We start from the raw sequence: 25,552 nt of genomic DNA on the forward strand, positions 1-25,552 counted from the left end.
TGGTAGTCGGGGTTACTTGGCCGCGGGGATCAGTGACGCGATAAGGCCTTCGATGCGGGTCTTGATATCGTCGCGGATCGGCCGGACCGCGTCCACACCTTGCCCGGCGGGGTCCTCAAGAACCCAGTCCTCGTAGCGCTTGCCGGGGAAGTACGGGCACTCGTCTCCGCAGCCCATGGTGATCACGACGTCTGATTCTTTGACGGCTTCAGTGGTGAGGACTTTGGGGATCTCGGCCGACATGTCGATACCAAGCTCAGACATGGCTTCCACCGCGGCGGGGTTCACCTTGTCTGCGGGCTGCGAGCCGGCTGAACGGACCTCAATGGCACCCTTGGAAAGGGTGGTGAGAAAAGCTGCGGCCATCTGTGAGCGCCCTGCGTTGTGAACGCAGACGAACAGAACGGACGGCTTCTTAGCGGTTTCGGTGCTCACGGTGTTCTCCTGTGTCAGTTGGGTCTGGTCGGGATCGATCCGCACCAATGCCGCGATGTGTCATATCGATAATCATCGATGCATTGAGTATCGGTCCATAGATTGATGATTGTCAATATATTGAGGGCTGCAGAGCTAGGCGGCACGCAGCCGGGGGGCGAGATCGTGGACTCGGCGTGAAATGTCGGCGAACGCGTCCTCAAACGCTTGCTCGCTATCAAGTCGCACCGGATCCGGAATGGACCAGTGGATGCCCTGGAGCCCCGGCAGCTCCTCGTGGGCGTTATCGCAGACGGTGATCACCAGGTCTTCGGCACCCGCCACGTGGTCGATCAAGCGGGGCTTGGCGCCCTCAAGGTCCAAGCCGTGGCGGCGGGCCACATCCACGGCACCGGGTGCCACATGTTCGGCCGGATGCGTTCCCGCCGAAACCGCTGGGATGTCACTAGCCGTTCGCCACAGAGCGGTAGCCAGTTGCGAGCGGGCGCTATTGCGGGTGCACACAAATAAGACGCGCCGCGCCCCGTGCTCGCGGCCGGGAGTGAGGCCTTCCAGGGCGCCGGGCGCCAGACGAACATAGCTTCGGCGCTTGTCAGCTTCGGAACGATGCCGCACCGCCAGCCCCGCGAGCTCCATGGATCGCAGATGGTGCGACAGCAGATTCGCCGGCATCCCCAATTCCGATTGCAGCTCCGTGGGCGACAGGTCCCCCAAGGTGAGCAGGTCTACGATGCGGAGCCGCGCAGGGTCACTCAGGGCCGCGTACTTGGCGGCTCTCTCCAGAAGAGCTGCCCTCTCCAGAGGGCTTGAGCTTTGATCAATATCCATTGATTCAATTTTGACTGAACTACTTTCATCAGTCAAGCTGTCTTCATGACTTCTTCCCCGACCGCCCTCTGGCGGCGCGCCCTCGCCGAAGCACTGGGTACCTGCCTGCTGGTAGCCATCGTTGTCGGTTCCGGCATCGCGGCCCAGCAGCTCTCGCCGCATGACGTCGGCCTGCAGTTACTGCAGAACAGCACCGCCACCGTGCTCGGGCTGACCGTCCTCATACTGATCCTTGGACCCATTAGTGGCGCGCACTTCAATCCTGCGGTGTCACTGGTGGACTGGGTCCTGGCCAGGCGAACCGGCGGCGGGCTGTCGCTAGGGGAATTAGGCGCGTACATTGCGTCGCAGACTGCGGGTGCCATCTGCGGCAGCGTGCTGGCGAACGCCATGTTTGAGGTGGGTACGTCAATCTCCAGCAAGGAGCGCACAACTCCGGGCCACCTGTTGGGCGAAATCGTGGCCACGGCCGGACTTATTCTGCTGATTTTCTCCCTCGCCGCAACCAAACGGGGCTTCTTGGCAGCCCCAGCTGTTGGCGCCTACATCGGGGCGGCTTATTGGTTCACTTCCTCGACGTCCTTCGCGAACCCCGCAGTCACGGTAGGACGGGTCTTCAGCGACACCTTCGCAGGGATCGCACCCGCCTCCGCGCCTGGATTTGTTCTGGCGCAGTTGGTTGGCGCTGCCATAGGACTGGGATTTCTGGCGGTTCTGTTCCCCACGGAATCGCGCGCACCAGAGGACGTCGTAGTACCGCACCCAGCGGACAAGCACGCATGATCCACCCTTGCACTCGGGGGTAATGCCCAAGTAAAGGACATTGATGGCCGTCAATGTAGGCGCATAATGGGTTCATGACCGCCTTACCAATACTGCAAGCCGCCTCGGAGCAAGACTGCTGCGAAGCAACGGGTCACCCTGCCCTGAATGCGGATGAAGCCAAGCAGAAGGCAACGGTTTTCAAAGCCCTCGCAGACCCTAACCGGCTGCGGCTTCTGTCCATGGTCAAGGCTGAACCGTCAGGAGAATCCTGCGTCTGCGACCTCACTGAGCCACTGGGCCTGGGACAGCCGACGGTGTCGCACCACCTGAAGATCCTTGTGGATGCAGGCCTGCTTCACCGGGAGAAGCGCGGCACGTGGGCGTATTACTCCATGGTCCCGGGCGCATTGGACAGTGTAGCCGGCGCCCTGGCCGCGCTGTGACGGTAGCGCTGAGGGCTATGGAGCCCAAAGACTGGCGGGCGGTCAGGGAGATCTTCCAAGAAGGAATCGACACCGGCTACGCCACTTTCGAAACAAATGCCCCCGAATGGCCCGCCTTCAACAACTCCAGGCTTCCGGACCACCGGCTGGTAGCGGTCAACGAGACTGGGGTGATCCTCGGCTGGACCGCAGTCTCACCGGTTTCCTCGCGTCCGGCCTACGCCGGCGTCGTTGAGCATTCCATCTACGTTGCGGGCGCTGCACGCGGCCACGGCGTTGGGAAACTCCTTCTGCAGGCCCTGGCTGCTTCCACCGAGGCGCAGGGAATCTGGACCATCCAGTCCAGCATTTTCCCGGAGAACGAGACCAGCCTTCGACTCCATCAAGCCAATGGGTTTGCCATTGTCGGGCGGCGGAACCGTATTGCTCGCGTGAGCACCGGACCCGCCGCCGGACAATGGCGCGACACCCTGCTGCTAGAGCGCCGCTCGCCCGTCATTGACTGACGCTTACCGCCCCACCGACGCCTGCTCCTCCTCACGAGGACCCACAACGTCCGTGGAAGACTCACGCGCAAGCTTGCTCGGCCACCAGATCTTGCTGCCGATGTCGTAAGCCAGCGCTGGCACCAGCAGGGATCGGACCAGCACCGTGTCCAGTAGCACGCCGAATGCCACGATGAAGGCGAGCTGGACCAGGAACATGATGGGAATGACACCGAGGGCTGCGAACGTGGCCGCCAGGACCACGCCGGCAGAGGTGATCACACCACCAGTGACGGCCAGTCCGCGCAGGATTCCCGGACGCGTCCCATGTTTCAAGGACTCTTCCCGGACCCGACTCATGAGGAAGATGTTGTAGTCCACGCCGAGGGCCACCAGGAACACGAAACCGAACAACGGCACAGTGGCGTCGGCACCGGAGAAGCCGAACACTCCATTGAAGACCCAGGCGGAAACTCCCATGGCGGCGCCATAGGAGAGCACCACGGACAGCACCAGCAACACCGGTGCTACCACGGAGCGCAGCAGGAGCATCAGGATGAAGAGGATGACCACCAGCACGATCGGGATGATGACCACCAGGTCGCGCTGGGCTGTGGTGTTGGTATCCAGCGCAGTTGCTGTCACGCCGCCCACCAATGCTGCGGAATCAACCTCGCGAACAGCCACACGCAACGACTTCACGGCCTCTTCAGCCTCAATCGAGTCTGCCGCCGAGTTCAACGTGGCATTGATGAGGACCCTGCCGTCGCGAACTGCCGGCTCAGCAGGAGCACCGGGGGCACCGGTGATGGGAACATTTCCGTCAGCCAGCAGGTAGGCGTCACCCACGCCGTCGGCTGCTTTGACCTTGTCCAGGACCTGCTGCGCGGAACCTTGTGAGGCGACCACGACGGCGGGGCTGCCGCTACCGGCGTCGAAGTGGCGCGCCAGCGCTTCCTGCCCGTCCACGGCGTCGGACGCTGAAAGTATGACATCCGTTTGCGGAACCCCATTGGCTTTCAACTGCAACAAGCCTGTGGAAGCGACCAGGAGGAGAAGGACCGAAGCCACCCACACAACCCGCGGGCGCTTGGAGACCAGACGACCCGTGGCTCGCCACAGACCCTTTTGCCCCTCAAGGCCGGTGACAATCTCCGGTTCGCGTTCGTCGTCGGGCAGCAGCTTGGGCCGGAAGGGCCAGAAAGCCGAACGGCCCAGCAACGCCATGAGCGCGGGCAGCAGCGTGAGCGCAGCGAACAAGGAGCAAAGAATACCTGCGGCGGCTACAGGTCCCAGCGCCTTGTTGGAATTCAGATCGGAGAACAGCAGGCAGAGCAGCGCAATGATGACAGTGGCCCCGGAAGCGAGGATGGGCTCGAAGGAGGCCTTCCATGCCGTGATCACCGCTTGGGTGCGGTTGGTGGTGTGCGTGAGCGCCTCCCGGAACCGCGCCACGAACAGCAGCGCGTAGTCCGTCGCGGCGCCAATGACCAGAATGGACAGGATGCCTTGGCTCTGCCCGTTCAACTGAATCCAGCCGGCCTTCGCCATTCCAAACACCAGAAGGATCGCGGCGCACAGGGCAAACACGGAGGTGAGCAGCACTGCGATTGGCAGCACCACCGAGCGGTAGACCAGCAGCAGGATTACGAACACGGCACCCAGGGCAACCAGCAGCAGGATGCCATCAATTCCACCAAAAGCGTTGACGAGGTCGGCGGTCAGGCCTGCCGGACCAGTGACAAATGCCTTCATGCCGTCCGGCGCGCCGGGCTGCACGACGTCACGCAGCTCCTGGACTTTCTCCCGCAGCTCATCCGAGGACGCCATGGGGACAACGAACTGAACTGCCTTGCCGTCTTGCGACGGGATGGGCCCAACGACGGCGCTCCCCAGCTTGAGCGCCTCAATGTCGGCTTTCAGCTGGGCTGCTTCGCCCAGCTGCGCGGGGGTGAAGGAAGCGTCGCTCTCGATGATGACAATTGCCGGGATCTCTTCGGAGTCCCGGAATTTGGCCTGCCAGTCAGCGGCTTCCGTGGCTTCGGCGCCAGCGGGAAGGAAGGAAGCTTGGTCGTTGGATGAGACCTCTTCCAGCCGGCCGAACGTGGGGCCGCCGATTCCTGCGATGCCCAGCCAGGTGATGACCAGCACCACTGGTATCAGCCAGCGCAGCCAGAACGGTATCTTCTGCGAGTTCATGAGTCCTTCTTTTGGTGGGAGTGCTTGAGGGCTTTATTCCATCATAGATTATCTCTATGATGGAACTATTCCAAGGCCTCATCACTGCTAATGACGGAATCCCCTATGGCTGGGAGTAATATCCGGAAGGCAGTAATCACATGACAACGCTGGCAGGAGGGCGGACATGTCGAACCCCACAGACCCGCGCCCCGGCGAGGGGCGCCCCGAGAACGCGGCTCCCCAAGAACTTGTGCGGCTCCTCCAGGACTTCACCCTCGAGGCCAACCACTATGTAGACGCCGCAGGCGGCCGGAACGACATGCACCGCACGGACCTCAACGCGCTGGCCGTCATTATGCGCCACTCCGCAGCGGGCAAGGTGGTCACCCCGGGTGTTCTCCGCGCCGAACTCCGGCTCAGCTCCCCTGCCACTACCGCATTGGTTGATCGCCTGCACGCCTCCGGACATGTGGTGCGCGAACGACTCGGGACGGACCGCCGGCAGGTCCAGTTGCAGATGACCCCCAAGGCGTACCAGGACGGAAGCGCCATGTTCATGCCGCTCGCCATACGCATGGGTAAGGCAATGGCCGCTTACAGCCCTTCGGAGCTGGCGCTGGTGACCCGGTTCATGACTGACATGGTGGAGGCCACCCTCGCCGCCCGCGAAGAAGCGGCCCAATCCGAACCCAACTGAGTCGCATTTGTGCGCGTTTTGAGGGTCCAAAACGCGCAAAATGCGACCCAGTTGGGTAGCGTTTCCCTATGAACGCGCAGCAGCCTGAAGATGTCTATACCCACGGGCACCACGAGTCGGTTGTCCGGGCCCACGCCTCACGGACGGTCCAGAATTCGGCCGCGTTTGTGATTCCCCATCTCACCCCCGGAACGTCAGTTCTCGACGTCGGGTGCGGACCCGGCAGCATCACCTGCGACTTCGCGGGGCTGGTTGCGCCCGGGCAAGTGATCGGCTTGGACCGGTCCGCCGACATCGTGGCACAGGCCACCGAACTGGCAACCGAGCGCGGCGTGGACAATGTTTCCTTCCAGACCGGCAACATCTACGATCTCGATTTTGAGGACGAGTCCTTCGACCTCGTTCACGCACACCAGGTCCTCCAGCACCTGACAGACCCCGTCGCCGCCCTCCGTGAAATGCGCCGGGTGGCGAAACCCGGCGCCATAGTTGCGGTCCGCGACGCCGATTTCCACGGCATGAGCTGGTACCCGGAAGTCCCCGAGCTGGACGACTGGATGGAGCTCTACCAGAAGATCGCCCGCCGCAACGGAGCAGAACCCGACGCCGGCCGTCGCCTTGTTTCGTGGGCCCAGCAAGCAGGATTCACTCAGGTAGCGCCCACCAGCAGCAACTGGCTCTACGCCACCGCCCAACAACGCGCGTGGCAGTCCCGGGTCTGGAGCGAACGGGTGCTGCACTCAGCGTTCGCCGAGCAAGCCTTGGAGTACGGTTTCGCCAACGAGGCCGACCTCGCCCGGATTGCTGCAGGCTGGCACCGCTGGGGAGCCTCCGACGACGGCTTCTTCCTCATTCCCAACGGCGAGGTGATCGCTCGGGCATAATCTCCGGAGAAAGTTTGCCGAACCATGTAGAAAAGCCCGCCGCAGTTCCGACCCATGAGTGAAAGCACCTACAAAGGGCGCCCCTCACAAGGAGTTTGAGATGAAATACATGATCATGATGTTCGGTTCTGCCGAGGGCATGATGGAGACCGCTGACCCTGCATGGATTCAGGAAATGATCGGATTCATGATCCAGATCGACAAGGACCTGACCGAATCCGGTGAGATGGTGTTCAACGCGGGCCTCGCCGATGGCAGCACCGCGAAGCTCGTCAAGCAGACCCCCGACGGCGTCATCACCACCGACGGACCCTATGCCGAATCCAAGGAGTCGCTTGTTGGGTATTGGGTGGTCGATGTTGCCAGCGAAGAACGCGCGGTGGAGATCTGTTCCAGCATTGTGAAGTACGCGCAGGTAGTCGAACTCCGCGCAGTTCAGGAAGCGCCGCCGGAGGTCTAACTGGGTTCCCCGCCGGACGCACGAATCGAGGACCTGCTGCGCACTCTGGCGCCGCAGGTCCTCGGCGTGCTGGCACGGACACACGGCCAGTTCGATGCCTGCGAGGATGCCGTCCAGGAGGCACTCCTTGAGGCCTCCCTGCAGTGGCCTTCCGGACTCCCGGACAACCCGAAGGCATGGCTGATGGCGGTCGCGTCACGCCGGCTGGTTGATTACTGGCGAAGCGAAAGCGCCCGCCGCGCACGCGAGGAACGTGTTGCGGCCATAGACGCCGACTTCCACTACAGCTCAGTTTCGGAAGCCGACGACACCCTCACCCTGATGTTCCTCTGCTGCCACCCCGCGTTGTCCGCACCATCGCAACTCGCCCTAACGCTCCGGGCCGTTGGCGGACTCACGACGGCGGAAATCGCCTCAGCTTTCCTGGTCCCCGAAGCGACCATGGGTCAGCGCATCAGCCGTGCGAAACAGGGGATCCAGAAGGCAGGAGCCACGTTCACCATGCCGCCGCCTTCCGAGCGCAAGGCAAGGCTCGGCGTCGTACTTCACGTGCTGTACCTGATCTTCAACGAAGGCTACGCGGCCAGCTCGGGTCCGTCGTTGCAGCGTGAGGAACTCACCACTGAAGCCATCCGGGTGGTGCGTCTGCTCGTAGCCGTTGCGCCGCGAGAGCCGGAGGCGACTGGCCTGCTGGCGCTGATGCTGCTCACCGATTCCCGGCGCGCAGCCCGTGCGTTGGCAGACGGAACGCCTGTGCCGTTGGCGGAGCAGGACCGGCGCCTCTGGAACCGGGACCAGATCGAGGAAGGCATCACTCTGCTGTCCGCCGTGCTGGGTCGCGGTGCCGCGGGGCCCTATCAGCTCCAAGCGGCCATCGCTGCCGTTCATGCAGAGGCCGCCTCCAGCGATCAGACCGACTGGCCTCAAATTCTGGCGCTGTACACAGTGCTTGAAGCGGTGGCACCCAGCCCCGTGGTCACGCTGAATCGCGCGGTTGCCGTGGCCATGGTGCATGGTCCGGCCGCCGGGCTTGAACTGCTGGCGGGACTGGATACGGCGCTGGGCCGCACACACCGTTTGGACGCCGTGCGGGGCCACCTGCTGGAGATGTCGGGCGCCTATGTGGAGGCCCGCGCAGCGTACCTCTTGGCGGCCAAGAAGACCGGAAGCCTGCCCGAACGAAAGTACCTCATGGAAAAAGTCGCGCGGATGGACCAGCAGTAACCCCATATAGTCGGAACCATGGAACAACGCATACTTGGCAAGACCGGCCGGTCCGTCTCCACCGTCGGACTGGGAACGTGGCAACTGGGAGCCGATTGGGGTTCCGTCACCGAAGAGGACGCCTTTGCCGTCCTTGAAACCTCGGTGGAAGGCGGCGTCAATTTCTTCGACACCGCAGACGTCTACGGCGACGGGAGGAGCGAGCAGTTCATCGGCCGCTTCCTCCGCGCCAACCCGGACACGGACATCACGGTTGCCACCAAGATGGGCCGCCGCGTGGATCAGGTCCCCGAAAATTACACCTTGGAGAACTTCCGGGCGTGGACCGACCGCTCCCGGCGCAACCTGCAGCAGGACACCTTGGACCTCGTTCAACTGCACTGCCCTCCCACGTCCGTCTACAGCAGCGACGAAATCTACGACGCACTGGACACCCTCGTCAGCGAAGGGGCCATCCGCAACTACGGCGTCAGCGTTGAGCGCACCGATGAGGCCCTCGAAGCCATCAAGCGCGGGAATACTGCATCCGTGCAGATCATCCTCAACGCCTTCCGCCTCAAGCCCTTGGATGAGGTTCTGCCCGCAGCCAAGGAAGCGGGCGTAGGCATTATTGCGAGGGTGCCGCTGGCGTCCGGTTTGCTGTCCGGGAAGTACACGCCGGACACCGAGTTCCCTGAAAACGATCACCGCAATTACAACCGCGACGGGTCTTCCTTCGACGTCGGCGAGACGTTCTCAGGCGTCGATTTCGCAACCGGCGTCAAGGCCGCGCAGGAGTTCAGCGGATTAGTGCCCGACGGCGTCAGCACCGCCCAAGCGGCCCTCGCCTGGGTCATCGCGCAGGACGGTGTCACCTCGGTCATTCCCGGTGCACGATCCGCTTCGCAGGCAGCGGCAAATGCCGAGGCAGGTGGCCTGCAGTCTGTAGGCGCCGGGCTCACGGACGGGGTCCAGGACATCTACGACCGTTACTTCCGCGCAGCGATTCACCCGCGCTGGTAGCTGCCGGGCCGCCGTCGGGCGTAAACGTACGACGGCGTCACCAGCCGCCGCGCGTGGGCGTATGTCCCTTTCGGGCTTCTTCAGGCATCGGCATCTCTGCCCGCAATCCGAGGAGCCGGATGGGACGGTCCGGCTCGATTTTTCCGCTGAGCTCCAAGGCCTGCGCAAGGACTTCCCCGCGGTCGAAAGTCTCGGGAATCTTCCTGGCGTAGGTCTTGGTGACGAACGGAGCGTAGCGGACTTTCAGAGTTAGCCCGATCACCGGGCGTCCTTCCGCCGCGACGTCTTCCAGGACGCGGGCGGTCAGTTCCTTGATGGCGTCGCTGATCTGGGCGGGCGCGGTGAGGTCCTGTTGGAAGGTGGTCTCGCGGCCATGCGCCCGGGCCACCCACGGAGTATCATCCACCTCGCTGGAACCCTCACCGCGTCCCAACTGCGCGTACCAAGGACCCATCTTGGGGCCGAACTCGGAGACTAAGTCCTGGGGATCGACCGCCGCGAGTTCAGCGACTGTAGTGATCTTGTGCTTCGCCAAGCGCTGGGACACTTTGCTTCCAATGCCCCACAATTCCTTGGTGGGCTTGTCGCCCATAACGTCCAGCCAGTTCTCCTTGGTCAGCCGAAAGATGCCTGCCGGTTTGCCGAAATCCGTGGCGTTCTTGGCACGGACCAACGTGTCGCCGATGCCTACGCTGCAGTGCAGCTGCGTTTGCTCCAGGACGGCGGCCTGGATCTGCTTGGCGTAGGCGTCCGGATCCTCCGTTTGGATGCCCACAAAAGCCTCGTCCCAGCCGAGCACTTGAACCGTGGCTCCCGGCTGCGCGCGCAGCGTGGTCATCACCACGTGCGAGGCCGCCAAGTACGCCTCCTGATCAACCGGCAGGATGATGGCGTCCGGCACTTTCCGGGCTGCGATCCTGAGGGGCATCCCGGAACCGACGCCGAACGCCCTGGCTTCATAGGACGCGGTGGACACCACAGCCCGCTCCGTGGGGTCCCCCCGGCCTCCCACGATGATCGGTTTGCCCGCGAGCTCGGGCCGCCGGAGTATCTCGACAGCGGCAATGAACTGGTCCAGATCGACGTGCAGCACCCACGGGATTCCGCTCACGGCACCAGTTTGCCCTAAGCCGCGGCTTGGGCTGTAGCTTCCTGACCCACTTTGAGGTCCTGGAGCGCCATAATCAACCCATTCCGGGTGCATTCCGTGGTCAGCGCAGCCAAACAGGGTCAGGAAGCAACGCGTCCAAACCACCCACTTCACGGGCATAAGCTGAGATGTGCAGTTTTCACTCTGGCTGGCCCTGGTTGGCGCCGGCACCCTGATCAGTTTCACTCCCGGCGCCGGTGCCATTTTCACCATGAGCAACTCGCTCAATTCCGGCTTCCGACGCTCCATCTGGGGCATCCTTGGTCAACAGGTGGCCTTGGTCATCCACATTGTGATCGTCGCTCTGGGCGTTGGCGTGCTGGTGTCCAACTCGCCGGTGATCTTCAATGTGATCCGCTACGCCGGCGCCGCATACCTGGTGTACCTGGGCATCCGGCAGTTCCTGCACAAGCCGGACCTGGACAAGGAAGAGGTTGAGGACAAGAAGAACGAGTCCGCCCTGTCCATGTTCCAACGCGGCATCTGGGTGAACCTGCTGAACCCTAAAGCCATTGTGTTCTTCCTGGCCTTCATGCCCCAGTTCATTAGGCCAAACGAACCCCTGCTTCAGCAGTATGTGGTGCTCTCTGCCACGGTGATTGTCATTGACATCATGGTGATGTGGTTCTTCTTCGCCCTCGCAGCCCGGTCCTTCCAAAGATTCACCCATGACCAAAAGGGCCAGAAAGTCCTCAACCGCGTCTTTGGCTGCTTGTTCGTGTTGGTCGGCATCCTGCTGGCAGTTATCCACTAGCCACGGCGCGTCATAGCAAAACGCGGTGCTACCGTCGAAGCCATGGAATCCGATTGGATCGAACACCGACGAGCTGACGATGGCGAGCACGTGGGCTGGATGAAGCCGGTAGACGATGGATTCGTTGCCATTGACCTTCTGGGACGCCCCAGGACGGAGACGGTGGACTGGTTGAGCGCCGAGGAAACTCTTGATGAACTCGGGCTGCGCTACCTGGCCGACCCTCACGAATTACTGCTCGACGACGGCGGTTGGCTTCGCGTGCGGATCGCCGAGGTTACGCCCTCCGCTGTCCGCGTGAAAAAGGAAGACTGGGGCGATATGACAGCGCCGCAGATTTACTTCACGGTGTCGCTACCCATCACGGAGGACCAGCTTCGCCCGCTGTCACCTAGCCAAGAGACGTAGATCCCCGCACTACCAACGAACTTTCTAGCGTCACATGTGGCTCTGCCAGCGGTAGGCCTTCCATGAGTCCCCGCAGTTGTTCCCCGGCCTTGCGCCCTAGCGGTGTGGCCGGCAAGTGGACGGTGGTGAGGCTGGGGTTGCTGGTGGCTGAGTACGGCAGGTCATCGAAGCCCGCCACGGCCAACTCCTCAGGGATCCGGACACCCTCCACGCGCGCTTCCTGCAGCACGCCGTAGGCATGCGTATCGGTACCGCAAACGACGGCGGTAACTCCCTCACGCTGCCACTCCGGCCAGGCCTCGGCGAACGCGGCAGCGGCAGCACCGACGTCGATCGGGGTGCTGATGACATGCCCGTCGGCCACTAAAAGCCCACAGGCTGCAGCCTCCGCCAAGAAGGCTTCACGGCGCAGTTGGAACGTGGCCGTGCCGGTGATGCCGTCCACGTAGGCGGCCCGGGTGTGCCCGGAAGCAGCGAGGTGCCGGGCAAGCTCGCGGGCGCCCTGGGCGACATCAAGGTTCACGGACGGTGCATAGGACTCGAGCCCCGGGGCATCCAGCAAGACAAGGGGCGGGGCTGCAGACAGGTCTTCCAGGAATTCCGCGCTGGGTGCGCCCACCAGCAGTCCAGCAGGGCGGAGAGCCAGCAACTTGCGGACGTCATCAGCCTGCGGTGATTCACCGGCGTCGGTCACGGAGAGCAGCAACTGATACTCGGAACCCAATGAATCGCGCACCCCCGCGATGACGTTGGCAAAGAAGGGGTTGGACACATCCGGCGTCACAAGTATGACGATTGAGCTGACCCCGCGGGCCAGCGAGCTGCCGATGCTGTCCACCACGTAGCCGAGCTCGGCAATCGCCGAGCGGACCCGGGAGATGTTGTCATCGGATACCCGGCCCTGGGTTTTGCCGTTCGCCACCAAGGACACGGTGGCCGTGGAAACGCCTGCGCGGGCGGCCACCATCGCGGCCGTCACGCGTTGCGAGCGGGGCGCGCGGCCGTGGGGCCGTTCCAGGGATTCCATGCATCGATCGTAGCGGCTCCAACCAGCCCTGACCTGCGAGAAGGCATCAAGCGCTTGACGTTGAAGGTTCAAAGGTCACGTTAAGCGTTTGACGTAAGTAGCCAAGCAGTGCCAGAATCTCCCTGAATGCATACTGCCCTGCCCGGGAAAGTTCCAGGCAGGCCCCAATGACGTGGAGAAAAACGTGGACCCCAACACCATGACGCCCGCACCCAGGAAGATCATTCTTGACTGCGACCCTGGCCATGACGACGCAGTGGCATTGCTGCTGGCGCACGGCAACCCGGACATCGAACTGCTGGCGGTCACCACCGTGGTGGGCAACCAGACCTTGGAAAAGGTCACCCGGAATGCCCTCTCCGTGGCCACCATTGCCGGCATCACGGGAGTCCCCTTCGCCGCCGGCTGTGACCGCCCCTTGGTGCGCACCATCGAAACGGCCCCCAGCATCCATGGCGACTCCGGCATGGACGGACCGGAACAGCCTGAGTCCGCCATCGAGCTGGACCCGCGCCACGCCGTCGATCTCATCATTGAAACCGTCATGGCACATGAGCCGGGCACCGTCACTCTGGTCCCCACAGCGGGCCTCACCAACATCGCCATGGCTGCCCGCAAAGAGCCCCGCATCGTTGAGCGCGTCAAGGAAGTTGTCCTCATGGGCGGCGGCTACCACGTGGGCAACTGGAGCGCCGTAGCGGAGTTCAACATCATCATTGACCCTGAAGCCGCGCACATCGTCTTCAATGAGAAGTGGCCCGTGGTGATGGTGGGCCTCGATCTCACGCACCAGGCCCTGGCCACCGACGAGGTGGTGGACCGCATCGCGGCCATCGGCACCAAGCCGGCTAAGTTCGTCATGGAACTCATGGACTTCTTCCAGAAGACCTACAAGGACGCCCAGGGCTTCGACTTCCCGCCGGTGCACGATCCCTGCGCCGTTGCCTACGTGATCGACCCCTCGGTCATGACAACCCGCAAGGTCCCCGTGGACATCGAGCTCCAAGGCAAGCTCACTCTCGGCATGACCGTGGCCGACTTCCGCGCGCCTGCGCCGGAGGACTGCCACACCTCCGTGGCCGTGGACCTGGACCACAAGAAGTTCTGGGATCTGGTCACCGACGCGATCGAACGGATCGGCGAACCAACGCTCGACGGCGGCGCTGACGCCACCGCTGCTGCTGAGACCGTTCTGGCTGGAGAGGCAAAGTAATGTCCTCCCCCGCAACCGAATCCACATCCACCCGCGGCAACGTCACCGCGCTCATGGTGGCCCTGCTGGCAGCCTGCGTGGCCTTCCAGCTCAACGCCTCCATGCTCAGCCCGGCCCTGGTGACCATGGGCAACGAACTCAACACTGACCAGGCCACCATCGGCCTGTCCCAGACCTGGTTCTTCACGGCTGCCGCCCTGTTCTCCCTCTTCCTCCCGCGCCTGAGCGACATCGTGGGCCGCAAGAAGATCCTTGTGGGCATGATGCTCCTGATGGCAGTGGGCTCGGTCATTGCCGCGCTGGCCCCGGACGTTACCTGGCTCTTCGTGGGCCGCATCATCCAGGGCGTCAGCGGCCCCACGGTTCCGTTGTGCCTGATCATGCTCCGCTCCGCGGTCAGCAACCCCCGCAAGTACGGCACCCTCATGGGCCTCATCACCGCGGTCAACGGTGGCGTGGCCGGCGTGGACTCCTTCGTGGGTGGCTACTTCGCTGAGAACTTCGGCTTCCGCAGCATTTTCTGGCTCATGGTCGCCCTGGCCCTCGTTGCCACCGTGCTGATTGCCGTCCTGGCCGGTGAAAGCAAGCCTGCTGCGGGTACCACCATGGACTGGCTGGGTGTGTTCTGCATTGTGATTGCCGTGGGCGCTTTGCTGACAGCCTTGAACGAGGGCGCCAAGCTTGCCTCCGCCTTCGACTCCGGCACCCTGACCCTCGCGGTGGTCCTCACCGTGATCGCCACCGTCGCGTTCTACGCGTTCTGGACCGTTGAAAAGCGGGCCAAGCAGCCCATGGTGGAAACTGTGCATCTGCGCCAGCGCTCCACGTGGGCGCCGCTGCTGACCACCACGCTCACCATGACCGGCATCTTCGCGGTCATCAACGGCATCGTCCCGGCCTACGTGCAAGCAGCGGATCCGGGCTTCGGCGTTGGTCCCACAGAGATGTCGCTCATCATCCTGACTCCATACGCGCTGCTGGGCTGGCTCTTTGGTCCGATCAGCGGCCGACTGGCACCCGTGCTCGGCTACACCAAGGTCCTGCGCATCGGCCTGCTTGGCAGCTTGGTGGCGCTGGCGATCATCGCGTTCTTCGGCCTCAACAACCTGCCCATGATGATTGTGGGAACGGCCTTGCTGGGCATCATGTACGCCGGTACCGTCAACATCATGCTCAACGGACTGGGCGTGGTTCTCTCCCCGCAGGGCAACCCAGGCTTCCTGCCTGGCATGAACGCCGGCGCCTTCAACCTCGGTGCCGGGCTGAGCTTCCTTGTCCTGCCCGCGGTCCTCGTGGCCACCGCTTCGCTCAATGATGCCAAGGCGTCCTACCTGACCGTTGTTGTGGTGGGACTCGCCATCACCCTGGCAGCCTTCGCAGCCTCACTCCTGATCCCCAAGCCGGTGGACGCAGAAGTGACCGAAACCGAAAAGGTGACCGCATGACCAGCGCACCCAAGGCGGGAATCGTCGTCGTCGGCTCCCTGAACGCCGACCTCACCATCTACTGCGACCGCCTCCCTCAACCCGGCGAGACGGTCCACGGCAACGGTTTCGCCGTCAATCCCGGCGGCAAGAGCGCCAACCAGGCCGTGGCTGCCAGCAAGCTCGGCGGTCAGGTCAGCCTGATCGGTGCCGTGGGAGACGACCCCAACGGCACCATGCTCCTCGACTCTACGGCCAGCGCGGGAGTGGACGTGTCCCGCGTCCGACGCTCCGACGTCGCTACTGGTGTTGCGGTCATTTCCGTAGACGCCGGCGGCGAGAACAGCATCATCATTTCCGCAGGCGCCAATGGGACCCTACGGCCTTCGGATGTCACGCCCGACGCCTTCCAGGATGCAGCCGTGGTGTGCCTCTGCCTGGAGGTGGAGACGGATACCGTGATTGCCGCTGCCCAAGCAGGGCACGACGCCGGTGCGACCGTTCTGCTAAACCTCTCGCCTTACGCGGAGGTGCCGGAGGCTTTGGCCGGGTTGAGCGATGTGCTGCTGGTGAACGCGCACGAGGCGTCGTTGTTCCTGGGCTCGGAAGCGGACATTCCGGACGCCGCTGCAGAGGCGGAGGCGTGGGAGCCGGTCAGGAGCCAGTTCGCCGACCGTGGGTTGCAGCGGGTGCTGGTGACCCTGGGCGCACACGGATCCGTGGTTCTGGATTCCTTGGCCCGTGGCACTGAAGACCAGATCACCCGTATCGCCCCTACGCGTGTTTCCGCAGTGGACACCACGGGTGCCGGTGATGCCTTCACTGGTGCTGTGGCTGCTCGCTTGGCAGCTGGTGAATCCCTCGCAGATGCTGCATCTTTCGCCTCGGTGGCTGCGGCCTTGGCTGCCACGAAGAAGGGTACGCAGGCCGCCTACCCAACCATCACCGACGTAGAACAGCTGCGGGGCGCTTAGTACCAGCCTCGCACCCAACTGGGTCGCACTTAAGCGCGTTTTGAGCCGTCAAAACGCGCTTAAGTGCGACCTACTTGGGTTAAGCGGACTTGCGGGCTGCTCGTTGGGCCGCCCGCTCTACTGCCTTGCGGGACAGGGTTCCGTGGCCGGCCATGAGGCGGGGAACCACAACATACACAGCGGCGGGAACCACCAGGGCCGTGAGCAGCAGCGCCCGGAGGACCGGGTGGAGCGGCTCCATGATGGGACCAAGGAGCAGCATGCCGATGGACACCAGCGGGAAGATGGCCAGCCAGGTGATGAGGGCCCGCATGTGAACGGACGGCGCTTTCGGACGGGCAGGGGCGGCCGGGGCGGCTGGGGTTTCAACGGCGATGTGGGAGCTTGTTTGTGTCGTCATGGCATTCTCCAACTAAACGGTTGCTTTTGGCTTGGAATTACAATAACCCCACTCTCCAACAAATACAACCATCCAGTTGGAAACTGGTAATATGACTCCTATGGCATGGGACACAGAGCGAACCAAGGCGCTGCTTCTAGAGGCAGCTACCAGTGAGTTTTGCACCCGCGGATTGGCCGGCGCCCGCATTGATCGCATCGCGGCGGAGGCCGGGGTCAACAAGGAGCGGATCTACCAGTACTTCGGCAATAAGAACGCGCTCTTCGACGCCGTGATCGTCGCCGCCCTCAGCTCCCTCATGGACGAAGTACCCATCGAAGGCAGCGGACCCGAAGCCATGGCGGACTACGCCGGCAGGCTCTTCGACCACCATCAGCAAGATGCCACGGCCCCACGCCTCCTGTTCTGGGAAGGACTGGAACGGGGCACGGAAGTGGTGGGGCTGCCAAAGCGGATGGCCAACTGCGCATCCAAGGTCAACAGCACCATCGCCGCCCTCCCCGGCGTCTCCAGGGAAGATGCAGGGGATCTCCTCATCACCATCGTGAGCCTGTGCGACGCCGCCCCGGTACTCCCGGCACTCGATGGACTGATGGCCGGCAACGACCCCGGCCGCGCACAAAGGCGACGCGCCGCCGTCGTACGTACCGTCTACTTGGCGGCTGCAGCGCTTGCCGCCGAGGCGCAGGAACCGGCCCGCACCTAAGCGCAACCCGCTTGCCCGCACGGCCCATCGTGACAACTTTGACACGAAAAGTGACTTAGTTGTGAAGTTACCCCTAGCCAAGAGGGGGCGCCATGAACCATGCTTGCTGAATGTACTCAACGACGAGCCCATACCGCATCATCACGGTCTGCACTGGAAACATCTGCCGCTCGCCCATGGCAGCGCTCATGCTCACCGAAGCCTTCGGCGCGGAAGGGCTCGGCGAACTCGTGGCGGTGGACTCCGCGGGCACTACGGGCTACGAAGTTGGACACCCCATCGACCCCCGCGCCGCACGGGTTCTAACGGCCCAGCACCTCGCGTCCGAGGACCACGTTGCCCGCGAGTGGCGGCGTGAATGGTACGCCGAACGGGACCTGATCCTGGCACTGGATGTTGACCATTTCGGCTGGCTTCAGGAAGGGGCCCCGGATCACGCCTCCCTCGGAAAAGTCCGGATGCTCCGCAGCTTCGATCCCCACATGGCAGGCCGCAGCTCCCTTGACCTCGGCATCGAAGACCCTTGGTACGGCGGCCACACGGACTTCGACAACACGTGGACGCTCATCAACGCCGCCATCCCAGGGATCGTGCAGCACGTCAAAGCAGCCATCGCAGCGTCTCATGACGCGAAAGCCCCCGAGCCCCAGCAGGTAACCTCTATGACATGACCCCTGCACCCGTGATCATCGCAGTTGACGGCAGGTCCGGCGCAGGAAAGACCACGCTGGCCGTTGAGCTGGCGGCCCGATTGCGGCAACACCATAAGGTTTCGCTGTTCCACCTGGAAGACATCTACCCCGGCTGGAACGGCCTCATGCCCGGCATTGAGCGCTACGTGGGCACGGTCCTGAAGCCGCTCAGCGAAGGCATGGCGGCAGAGTGGACCAGCTGGGATTGGGACAAACACTACGACGGCGGCCTGAACGTTACGCTGCCAGCTGAGATCGTGATCGTTGAAGGGGTAGGCGCGGCGGCGGACGCCGCCCGTCCCATGCTGGACGCCGTGGTGTGGGTGCAAGCCTCCGGCGACGAGCGCCGTCGTCGGGCTTTGACTCGTGACGGAAGTACCTACGAACCGTACTGGGACAGCTGGGCCGCCCAGGAGGATGAGTGGCTTTCAAGCGACCAGGTGATCAGTGCCGCTGACATTCGGGTGCAGAACCTTGCCGACGGCAGCGCTCCGGACGATGTCCTCCGAACCCTGATGTACCTTCCTTCGGTTGCTTCGATTTTGTCGCCGGAACTCAGTGCGCGGCGGGGACTTCAGCTGCGATCCGAGCGCCTGGACGCGACGCCCGACGCTGAGCTGCTCTTCGCCTCCCTCTACGGCAAGTCCACCAACGCTGTGTGGCTGGATTCTTCCAATGCCTCCGCCGTCGCCGGCCGTTCCCAAGCCGCCGCGCGCAGCCGCTTCAGCATCCTGGCTGACGACGGCGGCACGTTCGGCCAGTCGGTACTGCACCGCTCCGGAACCACCCAAGTGACCGCAGGTTCCGCCTCCGTCAGCACCTCCGGGCCGTTCTTCCGCTGGCTCGATTCCGTCTGGGGCCGCCGGGCCGTCCGCGCACCCCGAGGTTACGACGGCCAGTTCACACTCGGCTGGCTCGGATACCTCGGCTACGAACTCAAGCGCGAAACCGGCGGGAACCACATCCCCTCCGACACCCCCGACGCCGCTTTGCTCTTCGCCTGCCGGGCTGTGGTGGTAGATCATCGCGAACAGGCTGTCTGGCTGCTCGCCTTGGAAGCGCCCGATGCCGAGGAATGGTTGCGTGCGGCCCGCACCGCCGTCGAGGCTTCAGTCTCCCCGGCTGCCGGCCTCGCGGTCTCTTTCAATCCGGAGCCTGCCGGCCTTGAGTTCGTCAGCCGCGACTCTGCCACTGACTACAAGCGCAAAATCGCGGACTCGCAGCACCAAATCAGCGAAGGTAACTCCTACGAGATCTGCCTTACCACCACGCTGGAAGCCCCTGCCGGCGGCCTGGACCCGTGGGCGAGCTACCTGGCACTGAGGCGCCGGAACCCTGCACCCTTCGCCAGTTACCTTCGGTTCGGCGACTTGGTGGTGGCAAGTACATCACCTGAGCGGTTCCTCCGCATCATGTCCGACGGCGGTATGCGCGCCGAGCCGATCAAGGGCACCCGCGGCCGTTCTGCTGACCCTTCTGAGGACGCTGCTTTGCGGCACGACCTTGAGACGTCGCTGAAGGACCGCGCGGAGAACATCATGATTGTGGACCTGCTGCGCAACGACCTCAGCCACTTCGCCATCCCGGGTTCCGTGACGGTCAGCCGGCTGTGCGCCATAGAAAGCTACGCCACCGTCCACCAAATGGTGAGCACCATAGACGCACACCTTCGTCCGGGTGCTCCGCGGGCGGAAGCCCTGGCTGCAGCCTTTCCCGCAGGGTCCATGACAGGTGCCCCGAAGATCAGCACCATGGACATCCTTGACCAGCTCGAATCCGGGCCCAGGGGGATCTACTCCGGCGCAATCGGCTACTTCTCACTGAACGCCGCAACGGACCTCGCGGTGGTGATCCGCACTCTGGTGGTCAATCCTGACGGCACTGGCGGGCGAACCCTGTCCCTCGGCGTGGGTGGGGCCATTACTGCGGATTCCGTGGCTGATGACGAGTACGAGGAAATCCGGACCAAGGCATACGGTGTGCTGTCCACGCTGGGTGCTGACTTCCCCGCCTGAGTTTTTGTACAGCTAATGCCCTCAAGAACGTCTCTAAAGGGCGTTAGCTGTACACAACTACTGGAGCGTGGCGGTCAATCTGGCCACGTTATCCACATACTTGGCAATTGGGGGTCTATCCATCCAGTCGTCCAACGTAAGCTCCTTGGAAACCTCGCGATACGTGGATTCAACCGTCCGCATGAGGTCCACGGTTTCGGCGCCCAAGAGCATCACCGAAACCTCCATGTTCAGGGAGAAGGAGCGCATGTCCATGTTGCTGGAACCGAGAACGGCCACTTCGTCATCGATGGTGAAGTGCTTGGCATGGAGGACATACGGCGCCCGGTACAGGTAGATCCGCACTCCTGCGTCCAACAAGGCTTCGTAGTAGGAGCGCTGGGCGTGGTGGACCAGGAACTGGTCGCCTTTTTCGGACACAAAGAGCTCCACATCCACACCCCGCTGCGCAGCGGTGGTGATGGCGTAAAGCAAGGAGTCATCAGGAACGAAGTACGGGCTGCAAATGGAGATTCTGTGCTGCGCTGAATAGATCAGTGTATTGAACAAGCGAAGGTTGTTCTCTGTGGCGAACCCCGGACCGCTCGGCACTACTTGGGCGGTGACGTGCCCTGGAGACGGCCGGCTTGGAAGGCGCAACTGGTCCTCAAGCGACTCATCGGTCTCGCTGAGCCAGTCCGTGGCGAACACTACATTGAGGGTTGCCACGATTGGCCCCTCGAGCCGGGACATGAGCTCAACCCATTTACGGCCCACTTTGTGGTGTTTGGGATTGTTGTAGGACGGTTCAATCAGGTTCTGGGAGCCGGTGAAAGCAATCTCGCCGTCGATCACCATGATCTTGCGGTGGTTCCTGAGGTCCGGACGCCTCCACTGACCATGGATAGGCAGCAGCGGAAGCATTCGCTTCCATTGGATCTTGCCTGCCTTGAGCCGGCGGATCAGGCGACGGTATCCCTTGACCCGCAGCGTCCCAATGTGGTCGAAGAGCAGCCTGACGGTGACACCCCGCTCAGCAGCTTTCTCCAGCTCAGTGAGCAGTTCGTCCGTCACGGAGTCGCTGCTCATGATGTAGAACTCGGCGTTGATGTAGGTCTTGGCACCCTTCACCGCTTGAGCCATGGCTGCGATGGATTCATGGTAGCCGGGGATCAGTTCAACCTTATTGCCATCAACCATGGGCAGGGATCCCAGGCGATGGTTCAGCTCACCGGCCGACTTCACCCATTCCGGACCCGAGTAGACGCTCACCGGATCCGCAAGATCGGACGTCACCGCCCGGACACGCCGGTTAACTTCTTCCTGCTGCTCACGCCGCCGCTTGGACAGCTTGAAATTGCCGAAAAGGAGGAAGAGGACGAAGCCCACCGAGGGGATGAGGAACACCGCCAAAAGCCAGGCCATGGCCGTGGTGGGACGCCTGTTACCGGGAATGATGCCCAGAAGGACGATCCGCATGACCACTTCCGCAATAGCCCACGCGCCCAATAGCCAAGTCCACTCCTGGCCGAACGGAAAAGGAAAGAGCACCTACAAACCCCCACGCTCCAAGAACAACAGTAACCTCAGCCTATCCGGCAAAGTCTTGCGCAAAGTCATCCGCAACGGCACCGCACTAAGCTGGGACCATGACTTCCTCTGCCCCGACGGTCCTTGTTTTCCTGGACCCGGCCTTCGAAAACGGACGCATTGCCGACTCCAGCCAGCCCCAGCTCATGGCTACGGACCTTGGCGCCACCCGCGGCGATGGCGTGTTCGAATCACTCCTCGCCGTCCAGGGACGCCCCCGTAAGGTGCAGGCCCACCTGAACCGCTTGAGCGGTTCGGCCGCTGCATTGGACCTGGTGCTTCCGGAGCAGGATGCCTGGCGCAAGGCGATTGATACCGCCATCAGCGAGTTCCGCGAGGTCCACCCGGCGCCCACTCCGGAGGAAGACGAAGTAGTCGTCAAGCTGATCGTGACCCGAGGCGTCGAAGGCGCAGCCAGCCCCACATGCTGGGTGCAGGCTTCCCCTTCACCGGCGGGCAGTCGGCGGCAGCGCGAGACGGGCATCGACGTCGTCCTTTTGGACCGCGGCTTCGACACCGAAGCCGGCGAGCGCGCGCCGTGGCTGTTGCTGGGCGCCAAGACGCTGTCCTATGCGGTCAACATGGCTGCGCTTCGTTTTGCGCATAAGCAAGGCGCAGATGACGCAATTTTCACCTCAACGGACGGCCGCGTCCTGGAAGGCCCCACCTCCACGGTGTTGCTGGCTCACCTTGAAACAGTGGACGACGGCGAAGGTTCCGTCAGGACTGTCCGTCGCCTCATCACCCCGCAGCATGACAGTGGAATCCTGCCCGGCACCTCGCAGGGGGCGCTGTTCGCAGCGGCGAAATCAGCTGGCTGGGAGCTCGGCTACGGGCCGCTGGTCCCGCAGGACCTTTTTGACGCCGACGCCGTGTGGCTGATCTCGAGCATCCGTTTGATTGCTCCCGTGAATCACATTAACGGCAAGGAAATCGGTACACCGGCTGTTCGGAAGCAACTGACCGCCGAGCTCAACGCGTTGTTTGCGGGCATCGAGTAAGCCACCGGACGTCGAGAGTTTTCGTTGACGGAGCTCCGCTAGGAACCTAGCAGATGGCAAGTAGAGTAATCGCTCGCATGACTTAATGATTAGAACTTCTTGCCCTCGACTGTGAGTGGTCCGCGCCTTGAATCGCGTTTCTTAGGCTCCTTGAAATGGTGATTCGTCATGTGATGAATCTTGTAATCGTGTTAGTTGGATCACGTCCGGCTGGTACTACTTCTGACTTTGCTGGCTAAACTTCCCGGAGGGAATATGGGACTCAGCTCCCCCACAGAAGCCGAAGCATCGGCAACCGAGGCGCAGTCTCAGACTGATGCCTCCCAAACAGGACTCCGCCGGTCCATGGAGGCCCGGCACCTGGTCATGATCGCCATGGGCGGCGTCATCGGCTCAGGCCTGTTCGTTAGTTCCGGATACACCATCGCCACCGCCGGCCCCTTGGGTGCGGTCCTCGCCTTCCTCATTGGCGCAGTAGTCGTCTATTTGGTGATGGCATGCCTCGGGGAGCTCGCTGTTGCGTTCCCCGTCTCTGGTGCCTTCCACATTTATGCCGCCCGGACCATCGGCCCGGCCACTGGCTTTGCCACCGCTTGGCTGTACTGGCTCTGCTGGGCAGTGGCTCTAGGTTCCGAGTTCACCGCGGCAGGCTTACTCATGCAACGGTGGTTTCCGGGCGTCGACGTCTGGATCTGGTGCTTCGTCTTCGCCACCGTCCTGTTCACACTGAACGCCATTTCATCGCGCGTCTTTGGTGAATCAGAGTTCTGGTTCGCGCTCATCAAGGTCGCCGCCGTCGTCGGCCTGATCATCCTGGGCGGGGCCGCCTTGGCGGGATTCCACCCCTTGGCCCCCGGCGAGTTTCCCTCCTTCGGCGAGAACTTCACCACGCCTGACGGGTTGTTCCCGAACGGATTCACCGGCGTCTTCGTCACCTGCCTGGCGGTTTTCTACGCGTTCTCGGGTTCCGAATTGATCGGTGTCGCCGCAGGAGAGACAGCCAACCCGGGCGCGAACATCCCCAAAGCAATGCGCACCACAGTCATCAGACTCATGATCTTCTTCGTTGGAGCGATCGTGGTCATCGCAGCTACCATCCCGTACGAACAAGTCAGCGTGGACGAGAGCCCGTTCGTCACAGTCTTCTCCATGCTGGGCATCCCCTATGCGGCGGACATCATGAACTTCGTGATCATCACGGCACTGCTGTCCGCCGGCAACTGCGGGCTCTTCTCCTGTGCCCGCATGCTCTTCTCGCTGGCCGATGAAGGCCACGCACCCAAGGCATTCCGGAAGTTGACCAAGCGCGGGATCCCCATGGTGGCCCTCTGCGTCAGCATGCTGGGTGGCCTTGCTTCACTGATCAGCAGCGTAGTGGCGGCTGAAACAGTTTACTTGGTACTGGTCTCCGTAGCCGGTTTCGCCACCGTTGGTGTGTGGATGTCCATTGTCGCTTCACACTTCGTCTACCGCCGAACGTTCATCAAAAACGGTGGCGACCTTTCAACGCTCCCTTACAAGGCTCCACTGTTTCCGCTGGTTCCGCTCCTCGCGTTCGCGCTCTGTTTGGTGTCGTTGATCGGCATCGCGTTCGACCCCAACCAGGTGGCGGCACTCTTCTTTGGGGTTCCGTTCGTGGGCGCCTGCTACGCCATCTTCTACTTCAAGTACGGGCGGCGGCGTTCGCTCAAAAAGGCGGTTGACGCTTAGGCCTCCATGTAGTGGGCTGCGGGCCTTCACCACCCACATTGAACCCGCGGCACCCCGACACACCGTGCAAGTGGCGTGTCGGACGATTTTTCCGCCCCAAAGTAGGTGGTGGCGGCCCGCGGTTTGAAGAACTCACGACGGCGGCACACGCCTTACCTGCCAACGCTACGGCGGCGGCTTCCCGACCTTGTTTAGAAGCAGATCAGCCCTTGGGCAACCTGTTGCGGTTGCCCAAGGGCTGATCTGGTGTGAAAGAGGGCCAGGACGCGCGCCGGGCTGCGGGCCTTCACCACCCACATTGAACCCGCGGCACCCCGGACACGCCCTGCAAGTGGCATGTCGGACGGCTTTTACGCCCAAAGTAGGTGGTGGCGGCCCGCGGTTTGGAAGAAAGGCTGCCGATCTATTTCTTGGCGACCCGCACGGGGTGCTCACTCAAAATTGAAAGGCGGTTGAAGGCATTGATCCCGATCGCCGCCATGCACAGGACGCTGATCTGCTCGTCGCTATAGTGCTGGCGTGCTTGCTCGAAAAGTTGAGGGCTAGGCCTCGACGAACTCATGCGGGTGATCTGCTCAGCAATCTCCATGGCCACGGCCTCAGCCGGCTCAAACAACTGCACTTCCTTGTACACGGCAACGAGGGACAGCCGTTGTTCCGTTTCCCCGAATTTCAGGGCCCTCCGGTGGTGAAGGTCAAGGCAAAAGGCACAGCCATTGATCTGCGAGCACAAGTAGTTGATGAGTTCAAGGGTGCGTCGCGGGATGCCAAGCCGGTCGGCTTCATCTACCAGCTGCTGGGAATAGTGGCTCAGTGTCGCGTAAAGATCCGGCTGCTGCTTATCCAGATAGCCGGCCAGACGTGGTTTTGTTTCCTGTTCGGGCATGCTTGGAGCCTAGCGCAACGGGGGTTCCTGCCCACGCTTCAGCTCCTGAATGCGCAGGCGCAAGAAGATGATAGCGAGCACCAAGGCGTAAATCACCAGAGCCGCGACAGCCACCATCAGCAGGGTGTAGAGAATACCAACAAGTGAAAACAAGAAAACCCCCAATTTTGCGGCGGCAGGGTGCCGGACCGAAGTATCAGATGCTAGCAGCCCCCATGA

27 protein-coding genes are annotated in these 25,552 nt (G+C 62.7%); 18 read left to right on the plus strand and 9 right to left on the minus strand.

Annotated elements, in window-relative coordinates:
* Window positions 1–12: 12 nt before the first annotated feature.
* Window positions 13–435, minus strand: coding sequence for an arsenate reductase ArsC (locus ACZ5J0_RS17135; protein WP_142937795.1), 423 nt, complete (start codon window positions 433–435; stop codon window positions 13–15).
* Between the two features lie 135 nt (window positions 436–570).
* Window positions 571–1,263, minus strand: a complete 693-nt coding sequence (locus ACZ5J0_RS17140) for an arsenate reductase/protein-tyrosine-phosphatase family protein (protein WP_464093650.1) — start codon at window positions 1,261–1,263, stop codon at window positions 571–573.
* 45 nt (window positions 1,264–1,308) lie between these two features.
* Between ACZ5J0_RS17140 and ACZ5J0_RS17145 the strand changes: the two genes are divergently transcribed.
* The 3 genes from ACZ5J0_RS17145 to ACZ5J0_RS17155 all read left to right on the plus strand — a co-directional run bounded on the left by ACZ5J0_RS17145 (window position 1,309) and on the right by ACZ5J0_RS17155 (window position 2,977).
* Window positions 1,309–2,046 (plus strand): aquaporin, encoded by a 738-nt coding sequence (locus ACZ5J0_RS17145; RefSeq protein ID WP_223941042.1) that lies wholly within the window; start codon window positions 1,309–1,311, stop codon window positions 2,044–2,046.
* 74 nt (window positions 2,047–2,120) lie between these two features.
* The gene (locus ACZ5J0_RS17150; RefSeq protein ID WP_223941043.1) at window positions 2,121–2,471 is read left to right on the plus strand and encodes an ArsR/SmtB family transcription factor; all 351 of its coding nucleotides are present in this window, start codon (window positions 2,121–2,123) and stop codon (window positions 2,469–2,471) included.
* Window positions 2,472–2,488: 17 nt separating this feature from the next.
* Complete coding sequence (locus tag ACZ5J0_RS17155) at window positions 2,489–2,977, plus strand: GNAT family N-acetyltransferase (RefSeq protein WP_286198866.1); 489 nt, start codon at window positions 2,489–2,491, stop codon at window positions 2,975–2,977.
* A 3-nt stretch (window positions 2,978–2,980) separates the two neighbouring features.
* On the opposite strand, the gene ACZ5J0_RS17160 is transcribed toward ACZ5J0_RS17155, so the two are convergent.
* Window positions 2,981–5,155 carry an MMPL family transporter gene (locus tag ACZ5J0_RS17160; protein ID WP_142937790.1) on the minus strand — a complete coding sequence of 725 codons (2,175 nt, stop codon included), beginning with the start codon at window positions 5,153–5,155 and terminating at the stop codon, window positions 2,981–2,983.
* Window positions 5,156–5,321: 166 nt separating this feature from the next.
* Here ACZ5J0_RS17160 and ACZ5J0_RS17165 point away from each other — a divergent pair, with 166 nt between their 5' ends.
* From ACZ5J0_RS17165 to ACZ5J0_RS17185, 5 genes are all read left to right on the plus strand, one after another.
* Complete coding sequence (locus tag ACZ5J0_RS17165) at window positions 5,322–5,834, plus strand: MarR family winged helix-turn-helix transcriptional regulator (RefSeq protein ID WP_166842213.1); 513 nt, start codon at window positions 5,322–5,324, stop codon at window positions 5,832–5,834.
* 68 nt (window positions 5,835–5,902) lie between these two features.
* Window positions 5,903–6,718 carry a methyltransferase domain-containing protein gene (locus tag ACZ5J0_RS17170; RefSeq protein WP_250820479.1) on the plus strand — a complete coding sequence of 272 codons (816 nt, stop codon included), beginning with the start codon at window positions 5,903–5,905 and terminating at the stop codon, window positions 6,716–6,718.
* Between the two features lie 100 nt (window positions 6,719–6,818).
* A complete protein-coding gene (locus tag ACZ5J0_RS17175; protein ID WP_062068338.1) occupies window positions 6,819–7,178 on the plus strand; it encodes a YciI family protein in 360 nt (119 codons plus the stop codon).
* A 66-nt stretch (window positions 7,179–7,244) separates the two neighbouring features.
* Window positions 7,245–8,402, plus strand: coding sequence for an RNA polymerase sigma factor (locus tag ACZ5J0_RS17180; protein ID WP_464093651.1), 1,158 nt, complete (start codon window positions 7,245–7,247; stop codon window positions 8,400–8,402).
* Window positions 8,403–8,420: 18 nt separating this feature from the next.
* Window positions 8,421–9,404: an aldo/keto reductase gene (locus ACZ5J0_RS17185; protein ID WP_166842211.1), complete on the plus strand. Its 984-nt coding sequence runs from the start codon at window positions 8,421–8,423 to the stop codon at window positions 9,402–9,404.
* Window positions 9,405–9,441: 37 nt separating this feature from the next.
* Here ACZ5J0_RS17185 and ACZ5J0_RS17190 read toward each other — a convergent pair whose 3' ends face one another.
* Complete coding sequence (locus tag ACZ5J0_RS17190) at window positions 9,442–10,515, minus strand: DNA polymerase IV (protein ID WP_464093652.1); 1,074 nt, start codon at window positions 10,513–10,515, stop codon at window positions 9,442–9,444.
* Window positions 10,516–10,684: 169 nt separating this feature from the next.
* Between ACZ5J0_RS17190 and ACZ5J0_RS17195 the strand changes: the two genes are divergently transcribed.
* Window positions 10,685–11,308 carry a LysE family transporter gene (locus ACZ5J0_RS17195; RefSeq protein WP_142937784.1) on the plus strand — a complete coding sequence of 208 codons (624 nt, stop codon included), beginning with the start codon at window positions 10,685–10,687 and terminating at the stop codon, window positions 11,306–11,308.
* Between the two features lie 42 nt (window positions 11,309–11,350).
* Window positions 11,351–11,716 (plus strand): hypothetical protein, encoded by a 366-nt coding sequence (locus ACZ5J0_RS17200; RefSeq protein ID WP_142937783.1) that lies wholly within the window; start codon window positions 11,351–11,353, stop codon window positions 11,714–11,716.
* Here ACZ5J0_RS17200 and ACZ5J0_RS17205 read toward each other — a convergent pair.
* A complete protein-coding gene (locus tag ACZ5J0_RS17205; protein ID WP_464093653.1) occupies window positions 11,700–12,743 on the minus strand; it encodes a LacI family DNA-binding transcriptional regulator in 1,044 nt (347 codons plus the stop codon). The genes ACZ5J0_RS17200 and ACZ5J0_RS17205 overlap by 17 nt on opposite strands.
* Before the next feature lie 199 nt (window positions 12,744–12,942).
* Here ACZ5J0_RS17205 and uriH point away from each other — a divergent pair, with 199 nt between their 5' ends.
* Genes uriH through ACZ5J0_RS17220 form a run of 3 tightly spaced genes read left to right on the plus strand, consistent with a single transcriptional unit; the run spans window position 12,943 to window position 16,354 of the window.
* Complete coding sequence (gene uriH, locus ACZ5J0_RS17210; RefSeq protein WP_223942686.1) at window positions 12,943–13,956, plus strand: uridine-preferring nucleoside hydrolase UriH; 1,014 nt, start codon at window positions 12,943–12,945, stop codon at window positions 13,954–13,956.
* Window positions 13,956–15,401: a uridine transporter UriT gene (uriT, locus tag ACZ5J0_RS17215; protein WP_464093654.1), complete on the plus strand. Its 1,446-nt coding sequence runs from the start codon at window positions 13,956–13,958 to the stop codon at window positions 15,399–15,401. Before uriH ends, uriT begins: the two co-directional genes overlap by 1 nt.
* Window positions 15,398–16,354, plus strand: coding sequence for a ribokinase (locus ACZ5J0_RS17220; protein WP_464093655.1), 957 nt, complete (start codon window positions 15,398–15,400; stop codon window positions 16,352–16,354). Before uriT ends, ACZ5J0_RS17220 begins: the two co-directional genes overlap by 4 nt.
* Window positions 16,355–16,433: 79 nt before the next feature.
* Here ACZ5J0_RS17220 and ACZ5J0_RS17225 read toward each other — a convergent pair whose 3' ends face one another.
* Window positions 16,434–16,754, minus strand: a complete 321-nt coding sequence (locus tag ACZ5J0_RS17225; RefSeq protein ID WP_464093656.1) for a hypothetical protein — start codon at window positions 16,752–16,754, stop codon at window positions 16,434–16,436.
* Window positions 16,755–16,854: 100 nt separating this feature from the next.
* Between ACZ5J0_RS17225 and ACZ5J0_RS17230 the strand changes: the two genes are divergently transcribed.
* The 3 genes from ACZ5J0_RS17230 (at window position 16,855) to pabB (ending at window position 20,167) form a co-directional block, all read left to right on the plus strand.
* Window positions 16,855–17,460: a TetR/AcrR family transcriptional regulator gene (locus ACZ5J0_RS17230; protein WP_166842205.1), complete on the plus strand. Its 606-nt coding sequence runs from the start codon at window positions 16,855–16,857 to the stop codon at window positions 17,458–17,460.
* Between the two features lie 110 nt (window positions 17,461–17,570).
* The gene (locus ACZ5J0_RS17235) at window positions 17,571–18,131 is read left to right on the plus strand and encodes a low molecular weight protein-tyrosine-phosphatase (RefSeq protein WP_142937777.1); all 561 of its coding nucleotides are present in this window, start codon (window positions 17,571–17,573) and stop codon (window positions 18,129–18,131) included.
* Window positions 18,128–20,167, plus strand: a complete 2,040-nt coding sequence (gene pabB, locus ACZ5J0_RS17240; protein ID WP_464093657.1) for an aminodeoxychorismate synthase component I — start codon at window positions 18,128–18,130, stop codon at window positions 20,165–20,167. The genes ACZ5J0_RS17235 and pabB overlap by 4 nt, the downstream gene beginning before the upstream one ends.
* Before the next feature lie 57 nt (window positions 20,168–20,224).
* Here pabB and cls read toward each other — a convergent pair whose 3' ends face one another.
* Window positions 20,225–21,697 carry a cardiolipin synthase gene (gene cls, locus ACZ5J0_RS17245; protein ID WP_142937775.1) on the minus strand — a complete coding sequence of 491 codons (1,473 nt, stop codon included), beginning with the start codon at window positions 21,695–21,697 and terminating at the stop codon, window positions 20,225–20,227.
* A 98-nt stretch (window positions 21,698–21,795) separates the two neighbouring features.
* Here cls and ACZ5J0_RS17250 point away from each other — a divergent pair, with 98 nt between their 5' ends.
* Both ACZ5J0_RS17250 and ACZ5J0_RS17255 read left to right on the plus strand, forming a co-directional pair.
* The gene (locus tag ACZ5J0_RS17250; protein WP_166842202.1) at window positions 21,796–22,737 is read left to right on the plus strand and encodes an aminodeoxychorismate lyase; all 942 of its coding nucleotides are present in this window, start codon (window positions 21,796–21,798) and stop codon (window positions 22,735–22,737) included.
* Between the two features lie 255 nt (window positions 22,738–22,992).
* Window positions 22,993–24,447 (plus strand): amino acid permease, encoded by a 1,455-nt coding sequence (locus ACZ5J0_RS17255; RefSeq protein ID WP_464093658.1) that lies wholly within the window; start codon window positions 22,993–22,995, stop codon window positions 24,445–24,447.
* Between the two features lie 403 nt (window positions 24,448–24,850).
* On the opposite strand, the gene ACZ5J0_RS17260 is transcribed toward ACZ5J0_RS17255, so the two are convergent.
* A complete protein-coding gene (locus ACZ5J0_RS17260; protein ID WP_142937772.1) occupies window positions 24,851–25,333 on the minus strand; it encodes a carboxymuconolactone decarboxylase family protein in 483 nt (160 codons plus the stop codon).
* A 9-nt stretch (window positions 25,334–25,342) separates the two neighbouring features.
* Entirely contained in the window at window positions 25,343–25,486 is a 144-nt protein-coding gene (locus ACZ5J0_RS17265) for a hypothetical protein (protein ID WP_165450169.1), read from the minus strand.
* Between the last annotated feature and the right edge of the window lie 66 nt (window positions 25,487–25,552).

It is taken from the genome of Arthrobacter sp. DualSoilB13 (assembly GCF_055389195.1).